The organism is Grimontia indica, assembly GCF_000333895.2.
GTDB classification, from domain to species: Bacteria; Pseudomonadota; Gammaproteobacteria; order Enterobacterales; family Vibrionaceae; genus Enterovibrio; species Enterovibrio indicus.
The window spans coordinates 73,079-95,801 of record NZ_ANFM02000030.1 but is presented as its reverse complement, the minus strand read 5'-3'; the positions used below and the strand labels follow the sequence as shown (position 1 = coordinate 95,801).

General features: G+C 49.3%; 18 protein-coding genes and 1 other annotated feature. Of the genes, 12 read left to right on the top strand and 6 right to left on the bottom strand.

From position 1 onward, the window contains the following. Positions 1-2 precede the first annotated feature (2 nt). Positions 3-1,580: an anthranilate synthase component 1 gene (locus D515_RS16685; protein ID WP_002540194.1), complete on the bottom strand. Its 1,578-nt coding sequence runs from the start codon at positions 1,578-1,580 to the stop codon at positions 3-5. Beyond that, positions 1,577-2,590: a 3-deoxy-7-phosphoheptulonate synthase gene (gene aroF / locus D515_RS16680; RefSeq protein WP_002540193.1), complete on the bottom strand. Its 1,014-nt coding sequence runs from the start codon at positions 2,588-2,590 to the stop codon at positions 1,577-1,579. Before aroF ends, D515_RS16685 begins: the two co-directional genes overlap by 4 nt. 54 nt (positions 2,591-2,644) lie before the next feature. Next, positions 2,645-2,739 (bottom strand) — a sequence feature (Trp leader region). A 122-nt stretch (positions 2,740-2,861) separates the two neighbouring features. On the opposite strand from aroF, the gene rnm reads away from it, so the two are divergent. The 3 genes from rnm (at position 2,862) to rluB (ending at position 5,574) form a co-directional block, all read left to right on the top strand. Continuing rightward, positions 2,862-3,737: an RNase RNM gene (gene rnm / locus D515_RS16675; protein WP_002540192.1), complete on the top strand. Its 876-nt coding sequence runs from the start codon at positions 2,862-2,864 to the stop codon at positions 3,735-3,737. Then, positions 3,734-4,354 carry an L-threonylcarbamoyladenylate synthase gene (locus tag D515_RS16670; protein ID WP_002540191.1) on the top strand — a complete coding sequence of 207 codons (621 nt, stop codon included), beginning with the start codon at positions 3,734-3,736 and terminating at the stop codon, positions 4,352-4,354. The genes rnm and D515_RS16670 overlap by 4 nt, the downstream gene beginning before the upstream one ends. A gap of 224 nt (positions 4,355-4,578) precedes the next feature. Then, positions 4,579-5,574, top strand: a complete 996-nt coding sequence (gene rluB / locus D515_RS16665; RefSeq protein ID WP_002540190.1) for a 23S rRNA pseudouridine(2605) synthase RluB — start codon at positions 4,579-4,581, stop codon at positions 5,572-5,574. Between the two features lie 77 nt (positions 5,575-5,651). On the opposite strand, the gene D515_RS16660 is transcribed toward rluB, so the two are convergent. Next, positions 5,652-6,392: a YciK family oxidoreductase gene (locus tag D515_RS16660; RefSeq protein WP_002540189.1), complete on the bottom strand. Its 741-nt coding sequence runs from the start codon at positions 6,390-6,392 to the stop codon at positions 5,652-5,654. Between the two features lie 245 nt (positions 6,393-6,637). Between D515_RS16660 and sohB the strand changes: the two genes are divergently transcribed. Together sohB and D515_RS16650 are read left to right on the top strand one after the other, a co-directional pair. Beyond that, a complete protein-coding gene (gene sohB, locus D515_RS16655; RefSeq protein WP_002540188.1) occupies positions 6,638-7,696 on the top strand; it encodes a protease SohB in 1,059 nt (352 codons plus the stop codon). 8 nt (positions 7,697-7,704) lie between these two features. Then, entirely contained in the window at positions 7,705-8,121 is a 417-nt protein-coding gene (locus D515_RS16650; RefSeq protein ID WP_002540187.1) for a DUF805 domain-containing protein, read from the top strand. 74 nt (positions 8,122-8,195) lie between these two features. Here the strand turns inward: D515_RS16650 and D515_RS16645 are convergent, their stop codons facing one another. Then, entirely contained in the window at positions 8,196-8,441 is a 246-nt protein-coding gene (locus tag D515_RS16645; protein ID WP_002540186.1) for a YciN family protein, read from the bottom strand. A gap of 519 nt (positions 8,442-8,960) precedes the next feature. Here D515_RS16645 and topA point away from each other — a divergent pair. Both topA and D515_RS16635 read left to right on the top strand, forming a co-directional pair. Further along, positions 8,961-11,582 carry a type I DNA topoisomerase gene (topA, locus tag D515_RS16640; RefSeq protein ID WP_002540185.1) on the top strand — a complete coding sequence of 874 codons (2,622 nt, stop codon included), beginning with the start codon at positions 8,961-8,963 and terminating at the stop codon, positions 11,580-11,582. A gap of 127 nt (positions 11,583-11,709) precedes the next feature. After that, a complete protein-coding gene (locus tag D515_RS16635; protein WP_002540184.1) occupies positions 11,710-12,144 on the top strand; it encodes a VOC family protein in 435 nt (144 codons plus the stop codon). 6 nt (positions 12,145-12,150) lie between these two features. Here the strand turns inward: D515_RS16635 and D515_RS16630 are convergent, their stop codons facing one another. Next, positions 12,151-14,862: a nitrate reductase gene (locus tag D515_RS16630; RefSeq protein ID WP_002540183.1), complete on the bottom strand. Its 2,712-nt coding sequence runs from the start codon at positions 14,860-14,862 to the stop codon at positions 12,151-12,153. A gap of 417 nt (positions 14,863-15,279) precedes the next feature. On the opposite strand from D515_RS16630, the gene cobA reads away from it, so the two are divergent. The 5 genes from cobA (at position 15,280) to D515_RS16605 (ending at position 22,341) form a co-directional block, all read left to right on the top strand. Then, on the top strand, positions 15,280-16,062 hold the full coding sequence (gene cobA, locus D515_RS16625; protein WP_039850237.1) for a uroporphyrinogen-III C-methyltransferase: 783 nt from the start codon (positions 15,280-15,282) through the stop codon (positions 16,060-16,062). Positions 16,063-16,071: 9 nt separating this feature from the next. Next, entirely contained in the window at positions 16,072-18,612 is a 2,541-nt protein-coding gene (nirB, locus tag D515_RS16620) for a nitrite reductase large subunit NirB (RefSeq protein WP_002540181.1), read from the top strand. Between the two features lie 10 nt (positions 18,613-18,622). Continuing rightward, positions 18,623-18,952 (top strand): nitrite reductase small subunit NirD, encoded by a 330-nt coding sequence (nirD, locus tag D515_RS16615; RefSeq protein ID WP_002540180.1) that lies wholly within the window; start codon positions 18,623-18,625, stop codon positions 18,950-18,952. A gap of 111 nt (positions 18,953-19,063) precedes the next feature. Then, a complete protein-coding gene (locus tag D515_RS16610; RefSeq protein ID WP_002540179.1) occupies positions 19,064-20,539 on the top strand; it encodes a NarK family nitrate/nitrite MFS transporter in 1,476 nt (491 codons plus the stop codon). Positions 20,540-20,541: 2 nt separating this feature from the next. Continuing rightward, the gene (locus tag D515_RS16605; protein ID WP_002540178.1) at positions 20,542-22,341 is read left to right on the top strand and encodes a bifunctional protein-serine/threonine kinase/phosphatase; all 1,800 of its coding nucleotides are present in this window, start codon (positions 20,542-20,544) and stop codon (positions 22,339-22,341) included. Here D515_RS16605 and D515_RS16600 read toward each other — a convergent pair. Further along, complete coding sequence (locus tag D515_RS16600; RefSeq protein WP_002540177.1) at positions 22,338-22,679, bottom strand: thioredoxin family protein; 342 nt, start codon at positions 22,677-22,679, stop codon at positions 22,338-22,340. The genes D515_RS16605 and D515_RS16600 overlap by 4 nt on opposite strands. Positions 22,680-22,723 lie beyond the last annotated feature (44 nt).

Sequence of the window (22,723 nt, the reverse complement as noted above, 5' to 3'; positions counted from 1 at the left end):
GCTTATGCTCCTGTATGTGCTGCGCGAATCGCGGTAAGAACGGCAGCGGCTTTGCCGCGGGTTTCGTCTGCTTCTGCCTGAGGCACAGAATCAAACACCACACCGGCACCGGCTTGAACTTGTGCAATACCATCTTCTACATAGGCGGAGCGGATAACGATACAGGTATCCATATCACCGTGACCGGTAATGTAACCGACTGCGCCACCATAGCTGCCGCGACGGCTTTGCTCGAACTCGCGAATCAATTGCATGGCACGGATTTTCGGAGCACCCGTCAAGGTACCCATGTTCATGCAGGCTTGGTAAGCATGCAGAGCATCCAAATCATGACGAAGCTGTCCGACAACGCGCGACACCAAATGCATCACGTGACTGTAACGGTCAACTTGAAGAAGATCAGCAACATAGCGGGTACCAGGTTCACTGATGCGAGCCACATCGTTTCGCGCCAAATCAACCAGCATCATGTGCTCGGCTTTTTCCTTGATGTCGTTGCGAAGTTCAAGTTCTATACGACCATCCAGATCAAGGTTGATGGAACCATCACTGTTTTTACCGCGATGGCGTGTACCTGCGATCGGGTAGATTTCAACTTGATTGGTGTCTTTGCTGTATTTCAGTGCACTTTCCGGAGACGCGCCAAACAGGGTGAACTCCTCATCCTGCATGTAGAACATGTAAGGGCTCGGGTTGCCTTGTTTGAGTTTCAGGTAAGCGTTCAGTGGAGAAGGGCATGGCAAAGTGAAGCGACGGCTAGGCACGACTTGGAAAACATCGCCTTTTACCACATAGCCTTTGAGCTCATCGACAGCATTGCAGAAATCTTCGTCGCTGACAGAGACTGCCACATCAACACTGTCCAGTTGCTTCGCAGAAGGCATTTCGGTTGGATTCAGGCAGCTTTCCCGAATTGCCTGTAAGCGACGGCTTAAATCAAAGTAGGTTTCGGTGTTTTCGTTGCCACCAAACTGGGTTGCCTGAAGCTTGGCTTTGCGACGTTGGTGGTCGATAACCAAAAGGGTTTCCGCAACATAAAACAGGTAGTCAGGACAACGGTTACCGGATTCCACTTCTGGCAACGGTTCAAATTGTGCGACTAAGTCGTAGGCAAACAAACCACCGACAAACAATGCTTCGTCTGGCAGACCATCCAGTTTGAAAGCATGCTGAACCAAACGCAGCGCATCAAAAGGGGATGGCTGGCGCAGACGGGCGTCTTCATCCAGTGTGCGGTTTTCTTCAGCAAAGTGTAAGGTCAGCAGCTCTGGCTGACGTTCACTTTCAATAGCAAGTTGTTGGCTGGTGAGTTCAGCTTCAACGGCATCAAGCACGTTGTGGCCGTTTTGGCTCTTAGCTTCGAGTTCAACCGTGCGGCCACGACAAACGATACGCACAGCTGCATCGACCAACATCAGGCTTTTGAGATCCTGTTTGGAATCAATCTCGGCAGATTCAAGTAACAGGCTATGTGGGCGATCCTGACAGATCGCCGCATACAGTTCAGTGGGTGCAGCGACGTATGGCACATCCAGGCTCAATACGTCGAGTTCGCCTTTATTTAAAGCGTGGTTTTTCACAGCGTTCTCCCTGCTGCTTCTACAAATGGTTTCAATTCTTGCATTAACTGCGCGAACATTTCCCCTGTCAGTGCTTGATGCCCATCTGACAGCGCTTCTGCTGGATTGAGGTGGCTTTCAACGATGATACCGTCGGCGCCTACCGCTGCTGCCGCACGAGACAATGGAATGACAAGCTCACGTACGCCGGTGCCATGACTTGGGTCGACGACCACTGGCAAGTGGCTGCGCTGTTTGATGTAAGCGACTGCATTTAAATCCAAAGTATTACGCGTTGCTGTTTCAAATGTACGAATGCCGCGCTCACAGAGAATAATGTTCGGGTTGCCAGCATCATAGATATATTCTGCCGCCAGCAACAGTTCCTCGATAGTGGCGGAAAGTCCGCGTTTTAACAAGACCGGTTTACCTGTTTCGCCAACTGCTTTTAACAATCCGTAGTTCTGCATATTGCGTGCGCCAATTTGCAAGCAGTCGATGTATTCACACAATGAATCAACTTGACCGACTTCCATGACTTCAGAAACGGTTGGCATGCCGGCAGCTTCACTTGCTTGTTTAAGCAGTTTCAGGCCTTCAACGCCCATGCCCTGGAAGTCATAAGGGCTGGTGCGGGGCTTGTAAGCGCCGCCACGAAGGGCAACTGCGCCATGACCTTTGACGACATCTGCAACAGACATCAATTGTTGTTCGGATTCTACAGAGCATGGACCTGCGATAACCGCGAATTTGTCGCCGCCAACTGGCACATTACCGATGCGGACCACGCTGTTGTGTGCCTGTACTTCGCGGGACACCATTTTGTATTTGGTCAGGATAGGTTTGACTTCTTCAACCAGTGGATCGCTGTCCAGATGAAGCTTCTGCAATACGCGTTCATCACCCAGTGCGCCCAAAACAATGCGCTCTACACCCGGCATGTAAAGTGGCTTCAGGCCAGCGTTCTCAATCTTGTTCAGGATGTGTTTTGCTTCTTGTTCTGTTGCCTGAGGCTTTAGCACAATGATCATAATCTGAGTCCTTAGCTTGTCATTCCCAATCCAGTTCCCGGGAAAAAAATAGGAACAAAAAAACCCGCGTTATGCGGGCTTGGTGTCGTCTTTCCTTGAGATATCACTCATCACACCGCCCGCTATTGGGAGTGCCACCACCAGTTAATCAGTGCTGTTTGTTGGATGAGGTTATGCTGTACCATGAAGACGAAATCCATTTGAATAAGTAATCGTGTACTAGTTAACTAGTATATGGTGGCGAAGTCAAGCAACAAATAGAAGAAAATGAATGCTATTTGATCTACATAGCCACACAACAGCGTCGGATGGGCGCTTCACACCGGAAGACTTGGTCAAGCGCGCGGTTGATTTTCGCGTCAATGTACTTGCGATTACCGATCACGATACGGTGGCAGGGCTGGAAGAAGCCAAAGCAGTGGTTGCCCGTGACAATCTGCCATTACACATCGTCAATGGTATTGAAATATCGACGGTTTGGGAAAACAAAGACATCCATGTCGTCGGTCTCAGCATCGACCCAGAATCTCCTGAATTGCAGAAACTGATCGTTGAGCAGTCAGCACGCCGCGATGAACGTGCAGTACAAATTGCAGAACGCTTGGAAAAGCAGCGTATGCCCGGCGCGCTCGAAGGCACAAAAGCGCTGGCAGGCGATGTCGCGCTTACACGCGCCCACTTTGCCCGTTGGATGGTGGAGCAGGGGCATGTGAAAAACATGCAGGCCGTATTCAAAAAATATCTGACCCGCGGCAACCCAGGTTATGTACCACCAAACTGGTGTACGATTCAGGAAGCCGTTGATGTTATTCACAAAGCGGGTGGTCAAGCCGTGCTGGCTCATCCTGGTCGGTATAAACTTACCGCTAAATGGCTGAAACGCCTGCTTCAGGTTTTTGTTGATGCAGGTGGTGATGCAATGGAAGTTGCACAGCCACAACAATCGCCCAATGAACGTCGTCTGCTGGGCGACTACGCTATTCAGTTCGGGTTAGCCGGTTCCCAAGGCTCTGATTTTCATTACCCTTCACCGTGGCTGGAGTTGGGTCGTAACTTATACTTACCGAAAGGTTGTAAGGAAGTCTGGGAAAACTGGTCTTTGCCCGAGATTGCCGAGGCAGAAATGTCTCATGAGGAGGAAGTGTGAGCCAATTCTTTTACGTGCATCCTGAAAACCCGCAAGCACGTCTTATCAATCAAGCTGTTGCGATTGTTCGCAACGGTGGTGTGATTATCTATCCAACGGATTCTGGCTATGCGCTGGGTTGCCAGTTGGAAAACAAACAAGCACTTGAGCGAATCTGTCGCATTCGTCGACTGGACGACAGACATAACTTCACGCTGATGTGCCGTGATTTGTCTGAACTTTCGGTCTATGCCCGCGTCGACAACAGTGCTTACCGCCTGATTCGTAACAACACGCCGGGTTGTTACACTTTCATCTTGAAAGCGACCAAAGAAGTACCTCGCCGACTGATGAATCCTAAGCGTAAAACCATCGGTATCCGTGTGCCGGACAACCAAATTGCGCTGGATTTACTTGAGGCGTTGGGCGAGCCGATGATGTCCACTTCGCTAATCTTACCGGGGAATGAGCATACAGAGTCTGATCCGGAGGCGATCCGTGACCAGTTGGAACATGCCGTCGACTGTATTCTCAACGGTGGTTACCTGGGCGAGCAGCCAACTACAGTCATCGATCTCAGCGAAGATGAGCCTGAAATTCTCCGTCGTGGTACAGGCGATACCTCTCCTTTTGAATAGGCTAGAAGAGGGGCAATTGGGCAAAAACTCTCAGTTAAATAAAATGGCTGAGTGCAAACGAAAATTGCCAGATTCAGCCATTATCGATTCCGTGAAATTATGTGGTGTCATTGTGTGCATTTTGGCATAATACGCCGTTGCCTTAGATCCGCGCTCAGTCGCGCCTCCAAAGGTTTTCTTTCCGACATCGACGCCTGTGAAGGCGACAGTAAGGTAGTTAGTCAATGAGCGAAAAATTACAGAAGGTGCTGGCCCGTGCAGGTCTTGGTTCACGTCGTGAAATCGAGGGCATGATTCAGTCCGGCCGAGTGAGTGTTAACGGTGTAGTAGCAAAACTGGGTGACCGTTTGGAAGACCTGAATGCTAACGTACGTGTTGATGGTCACCATGTGCAAATTTCTGCGTCTTCTGAACAAGTTTGTCGTGTTCTGGCATACAACAAGCCGGAAGGCGAATTGTGTACCCGCAGCGATCCAGAAGGTCGCCGCACCGTGTTTGACCGCCTGCCACGCCTGAATGGCGCACGCTGGGTGGCAGTAGGCCGTCTGGACGCAAATACCTCGGGTCTTCTGCTTTTCACCACAGATGGTGAACTGGCAAACCGTTTGATGCACCCAAGCCGTCAGGTGCAGCGCGAATACATGGTTCGTGTATTCGGCGAAGTTAACGAAGAGATGGTTCGTAATCTGGTTCGCGGTGTTGAACTGGAAGACGGTGAAGCACGTTTCGAAGACGTGGTTTACGCAGGTGGTGAAGGTTCAAATCACACCTTCTACGTGGTGATCACTGAAGGTCGTAACCGCGAAGTACGTCGTCTGTGGGAAACTCAGGGCGTGACTGTGAGCCGTCTTAAGCGTGTTCGCTACGGTGATATCTACCTGAGCAAAGAATTGCCACGTGGCGGCTGGATGGAGCTTGAACTGAACGATGTGAACTACCTTCGTGAGATGGTAGAACTGCGTGCAGAACAAGAAACCATGATCGACCCAGAAACCAAGAAACGTAAAGCGCGTGCGCAAAAGATTCGCCGTGCAGTACGCCGTTATGAAGAGCGTGTTGAGTCTGGTGAAACCCGCAAACCACGTAACCGTCGTGGTGGTCAACCAGCTGGTAACCGCACCCGCACAGGTGGTGGTCGTCCAGGTAAACCTGGTGCAAACCGTTCCGGTCAGCCTTCTACCCGTCAGAAGAAGACAGGTGGAAACCGCAAGCCACGTTAATGGTTTGGAATATATAAAGAAAAAGCCAGCAGAGATGCTGGCTTTTGTCGTTTTCTAGCATCTAGAGCCTAGATGCTTTATTTCGGCTGAGCATCAATACACTGACCATTCACGTCTTTGCCTTCAGGTGCCATCAGGTAAAGGTACAGCGGCATGATATCCAATGGTGTTTTAAGGTTGTTGGCATCTTCAGCAGGGAAAGCCGATGCACGCATTTTAGTGCGTGTACCACCTGGATTGATGGCGTTGACCTTCACCGTGGTGTTGCTGAGCTCATCAGCCAGCACTTGCATCATACCTTCAGTCGCGAATTTAGAGATAGCATAGGTGCCCCAAAACGCACGTCCTGAATGCCCTACTGTCGATGAAGTGAAAACGATACGGCCATCTTTAGACTTTTGAATCAAAGGCATCAGTGCCTGAGTCATCATGAAAGTCGCTTTCACGTTCACCTGCATGACTTCGTCGTAGGCTTTTTCTTCGATTTGATCGAATGGGCTCAGCACGCCCAGCATGCCTGCGTTGTGTAAAACACCGTCCAGCTTACCGAATTGCTGCTCGATGGTGTCGGTCATATCCAAATAATGCTGGCGGGTTGCACCCATCATATCGAGCGGAATTATCGCTGGTTGCGGGTAACCTGCGGCTTCGATTTCGTCGTAAACGCTTTCCAGCTTCTTCACTGTGCGTCCCAGCAAAATCACTGTTGCACCGTGTTGTGCGTAACTGATGGCAGCCTGGCGACCAATACCGTCGCCTGCGCCGGTAACCAGAATTACTTTGCCATTCAATGCGTCGGCTGCTACTTGATACTCCACGTTACAATATCCTTTTCATTTTGATCTTGCGTGCCTGCTAAACTTGCCACTCGTCATCATGCGAGTGAAAGACACTGTTGTAAGCTCGCATTTTAAGGCTGCTTGGGAGGAAGAAACAACCTGGTGATGTAAAGAAAGCGACATACGAGGTTGTTTGGGTATTCATGTCTAGTAGAATGACGGGATTCACATAAATCTGTGCTCAATAAAAGTACACAGAAACAACAATAAACGAGGAACTAAGTTTGGAATTCTTGCTTGATTACGGCCTTTTCCTGGCGAAAGTGCTGACCTTTGCAGTCGCCGTGATCGTCGTGCTTATTATTGCTAAAAGCGCTGGCGGAAAACAGTCTCAAAAAGGTGAGTTAGAAATCACTAACCTGACTGAAAAACATAAAGATTTAGTGCATTCGATGGAATCGCATCTCTACGATGAAGCGGCATTAAAAGCGCGCGACAAAGCAGATAAAAAAGCGGAGAAAGCGAAGGCTAAAGACGCCAAGAATGAAGCGAAGAAAATGACAGATACGGCAACGCTGGAACAAAGCCGTAAACCACATGTTTTCGTCTTGGATTTTAAAGGCAGTATCGATGCACGTGAAGTGGCTTCTTTGCGAGAAGAAGTGACGGCAATTCTGGCTGTTGCCAAAGAGGGTGATGAAGTGCTGGTGCGCCTTGAAAGTGGTGGTGGCATGGTTCACGCATATGGCCTTGCTTCTTCACAACTTGATCGCATCAAGCAAGCAGGCATACCGCTGACAGCTGCGGTGGATAAAGTAGCTGCAAGTGGCGGTTATATGATGGCATGTGTGGCAGACAAGATCGTTGCAGCGCCTTTTGCCGTAGTAGGTTCTATCGGTGTGATTGCACAGTTGCCAAACTTCAACAAACTGCTTAAAAAGCATGACATTGAATTTGAGCAATTGACTGCAGGTGAATTCAAACGCACGTTAACCATGTTTGGCGAAAATACCGACAAGGCGCGTGAGAAATTTGTCAGTGAGCTGGAAGAAACTCACACACTGTTCAAAGACTTTATTGCTGACCACCGTCCATCGTTGGATCTTGAAAAAGTGGCCACTGGTGAGCATTGGTTTGGCAATCAGGCACTGCCACTGGGATTAATTGACAGCATTGGTACCAGTGACGATTATCTGGTGTCGGCAGTGAAAGAAAAAGATGTGCTGGGCGTGCGTTATGTTCAACGCAAGAAACTGGCAGAAAAATTGGCCGGTGCGTCGGCAGAAGCGCTAGACCGTGTGCTGCTGAAGTGGATTAGCCGCGGTCAGCGACCAATCGTTTAGGAGTAAAAATGAACAATCAAAAGTGGGCACTGCTCTCGTTTGAAGGCCGGATGCGACGCAGAGATTACTGGCTGTACAGCGTTCCGGTATTGATTATGGTGTTGCCAACTTTCTTCTATCAGGGCGGGAATGTGGTGCTTGATGCACTGGCATTGGCGATTTCACTATTTGCCATTTATGCTTCTATCGCGCTGAACATCAAACGGCTGAAAGACAGAAACAAGAGCCCTTGGTGGATTATTGTGACTTTTCTGCCGTTGGTAGGTCCTATCTTCGCGCTGGTGGAGTTAGGCATTCTTGATGGTACACCGGGTCCAAATCAGTTTGGCCCAGATCCGAAAGGACGCGGTCAGAAGCCGGGTTCTGGTGGCGGTGATGATGTCCATCAGGACGAGAAAAAAGACACAGCAGTGTTTGAAGGTTAAAGATAAAAATGCCACCGAAAGGTGGCATTTTTATCACTGAACCCAGCATTTTTAGGTCATTTAAGTTTATAAAACTACTGAATCGTATATTGCTTTGACAACTGGTGTGCCAGGTACTTAAACATATTAAATACGGCAGTGGTTTTAGGGGTTGGCAGTCCGTTTTCGTCTAAAAAATACTCCCCTTTGAAGATCATGACGCCGGCTTTTTCTTCGACAGAGTCAGTGTTCATGCCTTCGATGTAAGCATCATGCTCACGGATCATTTCGTTTGCGATTTTCAGTAAATCGTTAGCGCTGATAGGTGTTTTCTCAGCCATTCTCTTCTCGATTCGGGTAGTGAAATGAAGGGGCATTATAGCGCCGGGAAAGGAAAAAACAGTAGGTTTGAACAAAGCCTCATTATTTTGCGGCTTCCGCTACTTATTGTGAGCCAAGCCAGAAAAATTCGATGTGAAATGGTAAAGATGCTTCGGTCAATGGTAATGATTAGCGCGCCTGTCTGCTTTAGGCTGCACTTTCAGTCATGCTTTCTTAGCAATGACGAATAGAGGGTAAAAGTGCGGCGCTAAAGGGCTAGCGGTCTAAGATATCCTCGACTAATAAAAGTGAGACGGCAACATTTCCCTGATAGTGCAGACTTGTTGTTAACAAATGAACAACAACTGGGGAAGCAGCGACCAATCAGGGGAAATTAGATAGAAACTGGTTGATATTCGGATCGAGTCGCTCAATATTAAAAAAAGCGTCAGCATGGCACTGGAGTTGGAAAGCTCATCGATTGCCAGCGATCTGAATGAATTTTATGAATGAGAAACGCGAGGGCGTATTGGGTCACTATGGGTAAATCTCTCGTTATCGTGGAGTCCCCGGCAAAGGCAAAAACGATCAATAAATATCTGGGCAAAGACTTCATCGTTAAATCGAGCGTAGGTCATGTCCGAGATCTGCCTACCGGTGCCGCGCAAGGCGGCAAGAAAGCAACGCCAGTTTCAACCAAAGGGTTGAGTGCGGAAGAGAAAGAGCGCATCAAAAAAGAGAAAGACAAAAACGCGCTGATCAACAAAATGGGTGTTGACCCATACCGCAACTGGAAAGCGAATTATCAAATCCTGCCGGGCAAAGAAAAAGTCGTGCAGGAACTGAAAACGTTGGCAGAGAAAGCTGACCACGTTTATCTCGCAACGGATTTGGACCGCGAGGGAGAGGCGATTGCCTGGCACTTGCGGGAAATCATTGGCGGTGACGAAAGCCGTTTCAAGCGCGTTGTGTTTAACGAAATAACCAAAAACGCAATCCAGCAGGCGTTCGAAGCACCGGGCGAGCTGAACATGGATGGCGTAAATGCTCAGCAGGCGCGTCGTTTCCTCGACCGTGTTGTGGGCTTTATGGTGTCTCCGTTGCTTTGGAAAAAAGTCGCGCGTGGTTTGTCTGCGGGCCGTGTTCAGTCAGTTGCTGTGAAGCTGCTGGTTGAGCGTGAGCACGAAATCAAAGCCTTTATTCCAATGGAATACTGGGACATTCACACTGACACCACCACGGCGAGCCAAAATGCGTTGCGTCTGGTTGTTGCCCAGCAAAATCGTGAAGCGTTTAAACCGCTGAACGAAGAGCAGGCAATGGCAGCAACGGCTGCGCTGCAGAAAGCGACTTACAAAGTGGTTGACCGTGAAGACCGTCCAACCTCAAGTAAGCCGTCTGCACCATTTATTACCTCGACGCTGCAACAAGCGGCGAGCACCCGCATGGGCTTCGGCGTTAAGAAGACCATGATGCTGGCTCAGCGTCTGTACGAAGCAGGTTACATCACCTACATGCGTACTGACTCGACCAACCTGAGTAAAGAAGCGGTTGAGGCTGCGCGCAGTTTCATTGGCTCAGAGTATGGTGACAACTATCTGCCTTCATCAGCAAATGTCTACGGCTCAAAGGGTAATGCACAGGAAGCGCACGAAGCGATCCGTCCTTCAAGCGTGGATGTGAAAGCCGATGATCTTCAGGGCATGGACCCAGACGCCCATCGTCTGTACGACCTGATCTGGCGTCAGTTTGTGTCTTGTCAGATGGTGCCAGCGAAGTACGACTCCAGCACCATTACCGTGGAAGCTGGCGAATTTACCCTGAAAGCAAAAGGCCGTACCTTGCGCTTTGATGGTTGGACACGTGTTCAACGTCCAATGGGTAAAAACGAAGACACCACACTGCCGCATGTTGATGTGGGCGAGATTCTGTCTTTGGAAAAAGTGGATCCGAAGCAACACTTCACCAAACCACCTGCGCGCTACACAGAAGCCGCGCTGGTTAAAGAACTTGAGAAGCGTGGCATCGGCCGTCCATCGACTTATGCAGCGATCATTTCGACGATTCAGGATCGTGGCTATGTGCGTGTAGAGCAGCGTCGCTTCTACGCAGAGAAGATGGGTGAGATTGTGACAGACCGTCTGGATGACAGCTTTGCTGATCTGATGGACTACGATTTCACTGCGCGTATGGAAGAGCACCTCGACCAAATCGCGATGGGTTCAGAAGATTGGAAAAATGTTCTGAACAACTTCTTCAAAGACTTCACCGGCGATCTGGAAAAAGCAGAGCTGGAAGAAGGTGAAGGTGGCATGAAGCCTAACAGCATCGTGATGACCGACATCGACTGTCCAACCTGTGGCCGCAAGATGGGTATCCGTACTGCTTCGACTGGCGTATTCCTGGGTTGTTCTGGTTATGCACTGCCGCCGAAAGAGCGCTGTAAAACCACCATCAACCTGATGGATGAAGAAGGCATCGTTAACGTTCTGGAAGAAGACGTTGAAACCGCAGCGCTGCGTGCGAAGAAACGTTGTCCGAAGTGTGAAACGGCGATGGATGCTTACCTCATCGACCAAGACCGCAAGTTGCACGTTTGTGGTAACAACCCAAGTTGTGATGGCTATGTGGTTGAGAAAGGTGAGTTCAAGCTGAAAGGTTACGACGGCCCAGTGGTCGAGTATGACAAGTGTGGCTCCGACATGGTGCTGAAAAACGGCCGTTTCGGTAAGTACATGGATTGCACCAGCGAAACCTGTAAAAACACCCGTAAGATCCTGAAGAATGGCGAAGTCGCGCCACCGAAAGAAGATCCAGTTCACTTCCCTGAACTGCCTTGTGAGAATTCAGACGCGTACTTTGTGCTTCGTGACGGTGCATCAGGTCTATTCCTGGCGGCAAGTAACTTCCCGAAATCGCGCGAAACCCGTGCACCATTGGTTGAAGAACTGGCACGTTTCAAAGAACGCCTGCCTGAGAAGTTCAAATATCTGGCAGATGCACCATCAGAAGATCCAGATGGTCGCAAAGCAGTGGTTCGCTTTAGCCGTAAGAGCAAAGAGAACTACGTGCGTACCGAAGATGACGGCAAGCCTTCTGGCTGGACGGGTCTGTTTATCGACGGTAAGTGGGAAATCACTGACAAACGCAAGAAGAAGTAATCTCTTCACGCCAAATTGAAAAAGCACCTACGGGTGCTTTTTTTGTGTGTCCATTCCGAGCCTTAAGGCAATCTCTATCTTTTCTATGGCCTATGCTATCTAGCAATACTTTGACAAGGAGAAAGTCATGGCATTAACCCCATTTCATGTCGCCATTCCAGTGCGACACTTGGAAGAATCCCGACGTTTCTATGCGGATATCCTCAATTGTGGAGAAGGGCGCAGTAGCGATGAGTGGGTTGATTTCAATCTCTATGGTCACCAACTGGTGATTCATCATGATCCAAACATTGGCGAAAACAACACACTCAAGCTTCATCACAATGCTGTTGATGCCAAGTCAGTGCCTGTTCCGCACATTGGTGTTGTGCTGGAAATGGAAGACTGGCAACAACTGGCGGATAGATTGAAATCCAAAGGCGTCGAATTTGTGATTGAGCCCTACATCCGTTTTGTTGGCCAGCCCGGTGAGCAGGCCACGATGTTTTTCCTTGACCCAACTGGTAACGCGTTAGAGTTTAAAGCCTTCAAAGATATCGAAGGCCAGCTGTTTGCCAAATAAGCCCGACTACTTGCCGCACGCGCTTTCAACCTGACGCTCATACGACGTGATTGATATCGGCTTTGCGTTCCCAATAAATTGCTCTAATTCCGCCACGCAGGAGCCGCAACCGGTTCCTGCGCCAGTTAACTCACCCAGCGACTTCACAGAACAAACGCCACTGTTATCGATGGCATTCTCAATGTCTGCTTTGGTGACATTTTTACAGGTGCAGATGGTTCGTGATTTGGCTTTCAGCGTGCCGGCAAGAAAACCATGCATGACTTCCGGCTCTGCTTCCGCTGAAATTAACTGGGAAATATCGGGTTGAGACCCGGCTAGCGATGATGGATATATCGCAGCAGCAAGTTCGAACTCTCCTGACTTAAGAGAGACTACCCGTTGTGCTTCGCCACTGGATGCAGTGACCAGGGTAGGCTGCCCATCATCCATCAATACAGCTAATAGATCTTCCAACTCCAATGTTTTGACAGTTAGCTTGAGTGAATACAAAACGCCGGCATCACATTGCTGTGATACCCAGAAGGCAGCGGGGATAGCATTGAGTTTTGTTTTATCCAACGGGGATCTAGAAACAATCTGCGCATCGAGATAGGTTTTTACCGATTTCACCTCAACAGGCGTCGCTTTGAACTCAGGTTGACCAGAGAATGGATCCGTGTTGGAAGGAATGACGGTACACACCTTGCCATCTGAACAGTTGGTATGTGTCCAATGAATAGGGGCATAGCATTGCCCGACGGAAACCTTGCTAGTGACCTTGGCAATGAACATCTGTTCTCCAATGGCACTCACGACTTTTACCAAATTTCCGTCTTTGATGCCTCGATCGGCTGCATCAAAGGGATGGATTTCAAGCTGAGGCACGCTGTCGTTCTCTGAAAGCGACGGAGAGAGCCCAGAGCGGGTCATGGTATGCCATTGGTCTCGAATTCGCCCAGAATTCAATATAAGCCCGTAGCGCTCGCTTAAAGAGAGTGCGGGTGGCTTGAAATCAACGGCAACAAATCTGCCTTTACCATTCGGCGTCGCATAGTTTCCATCGCCAAATAGACGTTCTGGGCAAACACCATCTTTTGCAGGCCATTGCCTAGGTGGGAAAGATTGGTAATTTTCTGGTGTCATATCTGAAAGGCTTTCCAGCGTCAGGGCACGTGCGGTTGATGTGCCGACTTCATTTCCCAATCGGGTTTGTTCTACATACTCGTTGAAGATATCCAGTTCCGAGCGGTAGCTGAACTGCTGTTCGAATCCCATTTTCTTTGCGACTTCGCTGACTATCCACCAGTCGGGTTTGCCCATACCTGGCGTAGGCAACAAGCGACGCTGACGGGAAATCCGGCGTTCGGAGTTGGTGACAGTGCCTGACTTCTCGCTCCAACCTTGTGCAGGGAGGCGAACGTGGGCGTACTTCAGAGTGTCATTACTTTCAACGCAATCAGAGACAACAACATAGGGACAACTGGCGAGGATCGCATTAATCCGGTTACTTTCCGGGAGGCTGACGGCTGGGTTGGTTGCCATCACCCAGAGAGCTTTAATCTTGCCTGTCTCAATCGCTTCGAACATGTCCATGGCTTTGAGACCTGGCTTTGTCGCAAGGTTAGAGGTATCCCAAAATTCACTGAGTAGTTCGGATTGTTCTGGATGACCAAATTCCATATGTGCGGCCAGCGTGTTGGCCAGACCGCCAACTTCACGGCCTCCCATGGCGTTAGGTTGTCCAGTGATGGAAAACGGCGTGGAACCCGGCTGACCAACCCGACCTGTTGCTATATGGCAGTTGAGAATGCTGTTTACCTTGTCTGTACCGCTGGTAGATTGATTCACACCCTGCGAATAGACAGTCACTGTCTTCGGTGTTGAGCGGAACCACTGGTAGAAGGTTTCTATGTCGGCAGTTTTGAGGCCAGTAGCCAAAGACACAGACGTGATGTTTGAGAAACGCTTGGCGAGCGCTAATGCTTCATCAAAGCCTTCGGTGTGTTGATCGACATATCGCTGGTTAATCTGATTCAGCTTGGCCATATAGGCGAGCAAGCCGTTGAACAACGCAATATCAGAGCCCGGGAACAAGGGAAGGTGGAGGTCAGCAATTTCGCAACTTGCTGTTTCGCGTGGGTCGATGACTACGATCTTAGTGCCATGACGTGCTTTTGCCGCTTTAAGGCGTTGATACAAAACCGGGTGACACCATGCGAGGTTTGAGCCCGTGAGAATCACAAGGTTAGCAAGCTCCAGATCTTCATAGTTGCCAGGGACGACATCTTCACCGAATGCGCGTTTGTGTCCGACGACAGAGGAAGCCATACACAGTCGGGAATTGGTATCGATATTGGCACTGCCGATAAAGCCTTTCATCAGCTTGTTGACGACATAGTAATCTTCGGTCAACAGTTGTCCTGACACATAAAACGCGACCGAGTCCTGTCCGTACTTAGCGATGGTATCGCTGAAGGTGGAGGCTACATGGGAGAGCGCGTCATCCCATGAGCAATCTTCGCCGTGAATGGAAGGGGAGAGCATGCGCCCTTGAGTAGTGACGGTTTCCCCTAGCTTTAAGCCCTTTGAACAAAGCTTTCCTAAATTTGCCGGATGCTCTTCATCGCCACGAACTTCCAGTTTTCCATTCGCTTGTACTTTGGCCTCAATGCCACAGCCTACTCCGCAATATGCACATGTCGACTTTATCCAACTGGAATCATTATTTTTAGTCATTTTATTCCTCTTGAGATTCTCTTATCTCTATTGAGGGGAATAAAGCAACTCTCACGCCAACTACTCGGTGCTAAATATGATTTTTCGCATTTGAGTTTTTATTTAATGAAAACTAATTAATAAGCATGAGAAAAGTTTTAAATATTACCTTTCACTGAAATGGTGCCAAATAAATTTCATTGATAAATTGCGCAATAACAGTGCATTAATGAAGGTCCAATGCACTACTTCGAAGCGAAAGATCTATTTGAAATCTATTTTATTCTCCGGTTCTCTTAAGCCTGTCAATAAATATATAACTTTTAAAAACATGACTTTATATCAAGATTTTAAATCTAGGTTTTCCTAATGGCACTCTAATTGCTCTAGCGAAACGAATAACACGCGACATGAGGGGCAAGGATGTCCACCGTTAAAATGACATCTTTCAAACGAGGGCACGTCTCATTGGTAGGGGCAGGACCAGGTGATCCAGACTTGCTGACCATTAAGGCTCTTCGCTGTATCGAGAATAGCGATGTGGTGGTTTACGACAGACTCGTCAGCAAAGAAATCATTGGACTGATCCCAGAGGGGGTCGAGCTGGTGTATGTGGGTAAAGCAAAAGGAAAGCACAGCGTTCCTCAGAGTGAAACCAACCAGCTATTGATTGAACTCGCCAGCCGCGGCAAAAGAATTTGTCGTTTAAAAGGCGGTGATTCCTTTGTGTTTGGTCGCGGTGGTGAAGAGATGTTAGAGCTGCACCGCGAGGGTATATCTGTAGAAGTTGTGCCGGGTATTACCGCAGCGTCTGGATGCACCAGCTACGCAGGTATACCTCTGACACATCGGGGTCTTTCCCAAGGAGCAACTTTCGTCACGGCGCATGCGGAAAAAGAGCTCTCCATCAACTGGCAGGCGCTGGCCTCGCTGAATCACACGCTGGTGTTTTACATGGGCTTGTCGAAGGTTGGGCAAATTGCCCGGTCACTTAGCCAGCATGGCCTTTCTACCAGCACGCCGGTCGCCATTATTGAGAATGGCTGCACGCCGCAGCAGCGGGTTTTTACCGCCGATTTGCATTCAATTGAAGCCACCGTTCAAGGAGAGGGCGTCAAGTCCCCTGCGCTTGTTGTGGTGGGTGAGGTCGTCACACTTGCTGATGAGCTCAACTGGTTTATCTCTCAGGCTGAAACACAGCTAGAGAAGCTTTCTGCATAGGGAATAACAATGGAAAAGAAACGCATCGTTGTCATTGGTAATGGCATGGTTGGGCACCGATTTATTGAGGAGTTGTGCGACAAAAATGCTGGAGGCACCTTTGAAATTACGACCTTCTCAGAAGAACCAAGACTGGCTTATGACAGGGTTCAGCTCAGTGGCTATTTCAGTGGGAAATCCGCGGATGATTTGATGTTGACCAGTGAAGAAGCCTACGACGAAAAAGGTGTTCACTACTTCCTGAATGAAAAGGTCACCGCTATTCGCGCTGAAAATCACTGCGTTGTGACAGACAAAGGCAGAGAAGTTTTTTACGACAAGTTAGTGGTCGCTACCGGTTCTTACCCTTTTGTTCCGCCTATTGAAGGTAACGATCAGCCACATTGTCATGTTTATCGCACCATAGAAGATTTAGAGGCGATTGAAGCTTCTGGTAAACAAAGCGAATCAGGCGTCGTTATCGGTGGTGGCTTGCTTGGGCTTGAAGCCGCAAACGCCCTGAAATGTATGGGTGTTGACACCCATGTGGTGGAGTTTGCGCCGAGATTGATGGCCGTTCAGCTGGATGAGGGCGGTGGTGAATTACTCAAAGAAAAAATCGAATCTCTGGGCGTTAAAGTCCACACCGAAAAAGCCACCAAGTGCATTACGGCAGGTAGCACTTCACGTTACAAACTAATGTTTGCGGACGGCTCCGAGCTTGAAACTGACATGATTGTTTTCTCTGCGGGTATCCGTCCGCAGGATGAGCTTGCGAGGGAGTTTGGCCTTGAGATTGGTGAGCGCGGCGGGATTGTGATTAACGATCAGTGTCAGACCAATGAAGAGGATGTTTACGCCATTGGTGAGTGTGCGCTGTGGAAGGGCAAGATCTTTGGTTTGGTGGCGCCGGGCTATCAAATGGCCAAGGTGGCTGTCGCCAACATTTGCGGTGAAGAGGCGGCTTTTAAAGGCGCTGATATGAGCACCAAACTCAAGTTGCTGGGTGTTGATGTGGCAAGTATTGGTGATGCGCAAGGCAACACGCCTGGCGCGCAATCATACACATACGCCGACAGTGTGGAGCAAATCTACAAACGCATTATCGTCTCTGAAGACGGCACCAAACTGCTGGGGGCTGTGCTGGTCGGGGATACCGAGAGCTATCCGACTCTTCTGCAAACCATGTTGAACGACATGCCACTGCCGGAATATCCCTCAGTGTTGCTTCTGTCTGACGGTGCGGCTTCCTCAGACTCTGGCACGGCTGGTGTGGCAAACCTTCCTGATGAAGCACAAATCTGTTCTTGTTATGACGTCACGAAAGCAGACATCAAAGCAGCCGTTGTCGCGGGTTGCACCAACATGGCAGATCTTAAAGCGGAAACCAAAGCATCAAGCGGATGTGGCGGTTGTTCAGCACTTGCCAAGCAGGTGATGGACGCAGAGCTGGCAGCGCTTGGTCATGAAGTAAACAACAACCTTTGTGAGCATTTCCATTACACCCGTCAGGAACTGGCAGACATTGTTCGAATCAAGAAAATCAAAACGTTCGACGAACTGTTAGACAGTCATGGCGAGGGTCTGGGCTGTGACATCTGTAAACCTGCTGTCGGTTCAATTCTGGCGTCTTTCTGGAATGACTATGTGTTGAAAGAAGAGCACATGGGATTGCAGGACACCAACGATATCTACCTCGGTAACATGCAAAAAGACGGGACATATTCCGTCGTTCCGCGCGTGGCTGGTGGTGAGATCACGCCGGATAAACTGATTGTGCTTGGTCAGGTGGCTAAGCAGTTTGATCTCTACACCAAAGTGACTGGTGGTCAGCGTATCGACCTTTTCGGCGCGCAACTTCATGAACTGCCTGAGATCTGGCGAATTCTGGTCGATGCGGGTTTCGAAACAGGCCATGCCTACGGGAAATCTGTGCGTACCGTGAAATCCTGCGTTGGTTCTACCTGGTGTCGTTACGGTGTGGATGACAGCGTTGGCTTCGCGATTGATATCGAGAACCGCTACAAAGGCCTGAGATCGCCGCACAAGCTGAAGTTCGCTGTATCGGGATGTACCCGCGAGTGTGCAGAAGCGCAATCAAAAGACATTGGTATTATCGCGACAGAAAACGGCTGGAATCTCTATGTGTGCGGCAATGGTGGTATGCGTCCGCGCCACGCTGACCTGTTCGCATCAGACCTGGATAGTGAAACCCTGATTAAATACATCGACCGAGTGTTGATGTTCTACATCCGAACCGCAGACCGCTTGCAACGCACGTCAGTTTGGCTAGAAAACCTCGAAGGAGGATTGGACTACCTGCGTCAAGTGGTGATCGAAGACAAGCTCAACATTGGTGAAGAGCTGGAAGCAGAAATGGCGGCAAGCCTGGGTAACTATCAATGCGAGTGGAAAACCACCATTGAATCGCCTGAGAAACTCAAGCGCTTCAAACACTTCGTTAATAGCGAAGCGCAGGATGAGAGTTTGAAATATCAAACTGTTCGTGGTCAGCGTATTCCTGCTGAACTTGCATCGCAAAGTATTGATATCGTCACGCTGGAAAGTTAAGGAGAAAGCAATGAGCCAGTGGCAAACCATTTGTGAAAAGTCTGACTTGGTCAAAAACACCGGCGTGTGCGCATTGTTGGAAGACAAGCAGGTGGCGGTATTTCTTTGTGGCCGAACAGACTCGCTATATGCCGTTGATAATTATGATCCAATCGGAAAAGCCAATGTGCTTTCTCGCGGAATGATCGGCTCGATAGGTGACAAAACAGTGATCGCCTCACCGCTCTATAAACAGCATTTTTGCTTGGATAGCGGTATTTGTCTGGAAGACGAAAACGTATCGATCACCACCTACCCAGTCCGTTGTCATGAAGGTGCTGTGCAACTGAGTCTGGTTTAAATATTTTTCCCCTGATTACCCAATCAGGGGAAGTTAAAAATTTTCAAATTAAGTTTGCTGTGATTAAAACATCGCGGCACAGGGATTGTTTGTTTGAAGAGGAAGTCAATAATGTCATCTAGTGACAAGTTCAATATATTTTCCTTTACCGGAAAAATGAAAATTCTCCATTTAAGTTGGTTCGCATTCTTTATTACCTTTGTGGTGTGGTTTAACTTTGCGCCATTGCTGCAATCGGTAAAAGAATCGCTCGGCTTAACCACCGCAGAAATTAAAACTCTGCTTATTCTCAACGTTGCTTTTACCATTCCAGCGCGTGTTTTAATCGGCATGCTTACGGATAAATATGGCCCGCGGCTAATCTACTCCTTACTGCTTGCTATCTGTTCCATCCCTTGTTTTGTTTTTGCACTTTCAGATAGCTTTGTTCAGGCTGCCATTGCCCGTTTTGCCCTGGGTCTTATCGGTGCAGGCTTTGTTATCGGCATCCGTCTGGTATCTGAGTGGTTCCCACACAATGAACTGGGCACTGCAGAGGGCATTTACGGCGGCTGGGGGAACTTCGGCTCAGCAGCCGCAGCATTCACCCTGCCAACCGTGGCTGTGATGTTCGGTGGTGAAGATGGCTGGCGTTACGCTATGGGTATCACTGGCTTGATGAGCCTGGCTTTCTCTTTCGTGTTTTATCGCAACGTGACAGACACGCCAAAAGGTGCAACCTACTACAAACCAAAGAACGGCGGCGCCATGGAAGTCACCTCAAAAGGCGACTTCTACCTGCTGCTATTCATGAAAACCCCAATGTATGGCGCACTGGCACTGTTGGCTTGGAAACTTTCGCCAAGCGGTATTGGCATGTTCTCTGATGCAGCCGTGTACGGAATCTATGCGGTACTTGCAGGCATCTACCTGTTTGATGCCTCCCAAGTTTGGAAAGTGAACAAGCACGTCTTTAAAGAAGAGGTGCCAGAAATTCACCGCTACCAATTTAAGCAGGTTGCTGTGCTGAATGTGCTGTACTTTGCGACCTTTGGTTCTGAGCTTGCTGTGGTTTCAATGTTGCCATTGTTCTTCTCTGAAACCTTTGAACTGACCCCTGTAGTGGCGGGTATGGTGGCATCCGCTTATGCATTTATGAACCTGATGTCACGTCCTGGTGGCGGCTGGTTGTCTGATAAATTCGGCCGTAAACCAACACTGCTTATCCTCACTGCGGGTCTGGCATTGGGTTACTTCGTGATGGGTCAAGTCGACAGCGCGTGGCCAGTTTGGCTGGCGGTTGTAGCGGCAATGGGTTGTTCTTTCTTCGTACAATCCGGTGAAGGTGCAGTATTTGCGGCTGTGCCACTGATCAAGCGTCGCATGACAGGCCAAATCGCTGGTATGACAGGTGCTTATGGTAACGTGGGTGCAGTAACTTATCTGACGATTTTGTCCCTTGTTGATTACAGCACTTTCTTTTACATCATTGCAGGCACCGCAGTTGTGGGCTTTGTGACGCTACTCTTTATGGAAGAGCCGTCAGGCCAGATTGCTGAAGTGAATGATGATGGTTCAATCACCATGATTGATGTGGCGAAAGCATAAGTATGAAACCAGAGTTTCATGAACAGGCAGCGTCGTATGGCGCTGCCAGTACTGAAAACGGGGAGACGCAGGAAGCAGCTTCCCGTTTGATCGTTCGTGCGGGTGGCAGCTCGGTTGCCGGGCGCAAGCCACCTAATCAGGATGCTTTTGCTGTTTACTTACCAAAAAAGGCAAGCGAGCTGAAACACAAAGGTGTGGTAGCCGCGATAGCGGATGGTGTCAGCACCAGTGAAGTCAGTCAGAAAGCCAGTGAAATGGGCGTGACTGAATTCGTCAACAACTACCTCGACACGCCGATTACCTGGCCAGTGAAAGATGCCGCTGGCAAGGTGATGAAATCCCTCAATTACTGGCTTTACCACCATGGACAACAAGCAGGCACGCAAGCCAGTGCCATGGTGGCGGCTTTTTGCTCGGTGATTGTGAAATCGAATACTGCCCATGTTTTTCATATCGGCGATTGCCGCGTCTACCTTTGGCGTCAGCACAGACTGACCCAGATTACGCAGGATCATCGACACTACCAAAGCAAAACCCAACATCACTTAACCCGCGCGCTGGGTATTGATAGCCACTTGAATGTGGATTATCAGCCCGTTGCACTAGAGCGTGGTGATCTGTTGTTTCTCGCGACAGATGGCATTCATGACACCATGACAGAGCGGGAAATCGCCCAGCGTCTCTACGCTTCCGATACCACGTCTGATCTCGAGCATTTAGCGGCATCGTTTGTTGATGATGCTTATAAGCTGGGCAGCGATGACAACATCACTTGCCTGTTGTTAGCTGTCGATTCGCTTCCCGCTGCGACCTATGGCGAAGCGCTCCGCGATTTATCAGAAAGAAAAATTCCGCCTGTTCTGAAAGAAGGACAGAAGATTGATCACTACACAGTGGCGAGGGTGCTTTACAGCGGAAGCCGGAGCCATATCTACCTGACGCGCAGTGATTTGGATGGCCGTCAGTATGTATTGAAAATGCCATCGCTCAACTTTGCGGATGATGCGGTTTACCTTGCTGGCTTTATCCGGGAGGGGTGGATTGGTGAACAGGTGAAATCACCCGGCGTGATGAAGATTCATCCGCCATCGAGTTATTCGCCATACCTCTATCATGTCTGCGATTACATCGAAGGTGTCACGCTCAGACAATGGATGATCGATAATCCAACGCCGACGCTCACTCAGGTTCGTACGTTGGCAAAAGGGGCTATTCGAGCGGTTCGGGTGCTTCAACGTCTTTCGGTGGTTCATCGCGATATCAAACCGGATAATCTCATGGTCGACAAAGACATGAATGTGACTTTGATTGACTACGGCACTGCGCAATCAGCAGGCTTGGAAGAACTAATGGGGAGTGAGGAAGAAGGGTATCCAGTCGGTGACTTAAACTACGCGGCACCGGAATACCTCAAAGGCAACAAAGCCAATTTCTCTTCTGACTTATTTTCATTAGGTATGACAGTTTACGAGCTTTTGACCGGACATCTGCCTTACAAAGCAGTGAATGCCTCCAACCCCAGAGCGGCAAACCGACAAAACTATGTGCCAGCAACGGTCTATTGTCCCGGTGCCCCGGATTGGTTTGATGAGGCGCTTAAAAAAGCCTGTCATCCGATCCCGAAAGCCCGTTATCAGGCACTTTCAGAATTTGAACAGGATTTGATGAAGCCTAACCCCACGTTCAAATCTTCCAATGAAAACAGGCCGCTTTTAGAAAGTGACCCGTTGCGTTTCTGGAAAGGGCTAAGCCTTATCCTGTTCCTGATTGTTCTGGTGCAGTTTGTTTTTCTGATCGGTTAGCTCGCCTGTGAAATCAAATCTTCGACTTCGTCTTCATGAATCGGGCGAACAATGCGGTCAACTTCCAACCCATCCTGAAGCAGGATCAGAGTTGGCCAGAGCTTCACCTTAAAGGCTCGCCCTAAAGGCTTTCCCTTACCGTCATAAACTTTGGTGTGAGGGAAGGAGGCTGATTCCAGCACGGCTTTTACTGCGGGTTCAGCTGCCTGGCAGTGCCCGCACCATGGTGCACCAAACTCCAAAATAGACACACCCTTCTGGTCGGTGATGTCTTCAAAAGAGGGGGCGTCTTCACTGTATTCTGGGTTGAATCCCGTTTCGGTCGCGCGTATCGACATGCTGTCCTCCATGACATGTTGAAAAAGGGCTGAGCCAAGTCCCT

Bases quoted from the DNA above. Each gene is read 5' to 3' on its own strand.
- aroF (WP_002540193.1), bottom strand. From the start codon at position 2,590: ATGATCATTGTGCTAAAGCCTCAGGCAACAGAACAAGAAGCAAAACAC.
- rnm (WP_002540192.1), top strand. From the start codon at position 2,862: ATGCTATTTGATCTACATAGCCACACAACAGCGTCGGATGGGCGCTTC.
- rluB (WP_002540190.1), top strand. From the start codon at position 4,579: ATGAGCGAAAAATTACAGAAGGTGCTGGCCCGTGCAGGTCTTGGTTCA.
- D515_RS16650 (WP_002540187.1), top strand. From the start codon at position 7,705: ATGAACAATCAAAAGTGGGCACTGCTCTCGTTTGAAGGCCGGATGCGA.
- D515_RS16645 (WP_002540186.1), bottom strand. From the start codon at position 8,441: ATGGCTGAGAAAACACCTATCAGCGCTAACGATTTACTGAAAATCGCA.
- topA (WP_002540185.1), top strand. From the start codon at position 8,961: ATGGGTAAATCTCTCGTTATCGTGGAGTCCCCGGCAAAGGCAAAAACG.
- D515_RS16635 (WP_002540184.1), top strand. From the start codon at position 11,710: ATGGCATTAACCCCATTTCATGTCGCCATTCCAGTGCGACACTTGGAA.
- D515_RS16630 (WP_002540183.1), bottom strand. From the start codon at position 14,862: ATGACTAAAAATAATGATTCCAGTTGGATAAAGTCGACATGTGCATAT.
- cobA (WP_039850237.1), top strand. From the start codon at position 15,280: ATGACATCTTTCAAACGAGGGCACGTCTCATTGGTAGGGGCAGGACCA.
- nirB (WP_002540181.1), top strand. From the start codon at position 16,072: ATGGAAAAGAAACGCATCGTTGTCATTGGTAATGGCATGGTTGGGCAC.
- nirD (WP_002540180.1), top strand. From the start codon at position 18,623: ATGAGCCAGTGGCAAACCATTTGTGAAAAGTCTGACTTGGTCAAAAAC.
- D515_RS16610 (WP_002540179.1), top strand. From the start codon at position 19,064: ATGTCATCTAGTGACAAGTTCAATATATTTTCCTTTACCGGAAAAATG.
- D515_RS16605 (WP_002540178.1), top strand. From the start codon at position 20,542: ATGAAACCAGAGTTTCATGAACAGGCAGCGTCGTATGGCGCTGCCAGT.
- D515_RS16600 (WP_002540177.1), bottom strand. From the start codon at position 22,679: ATGTCGATACGCGCGACCGAAACGGGATTCAACCCAGAATACAGTGAA.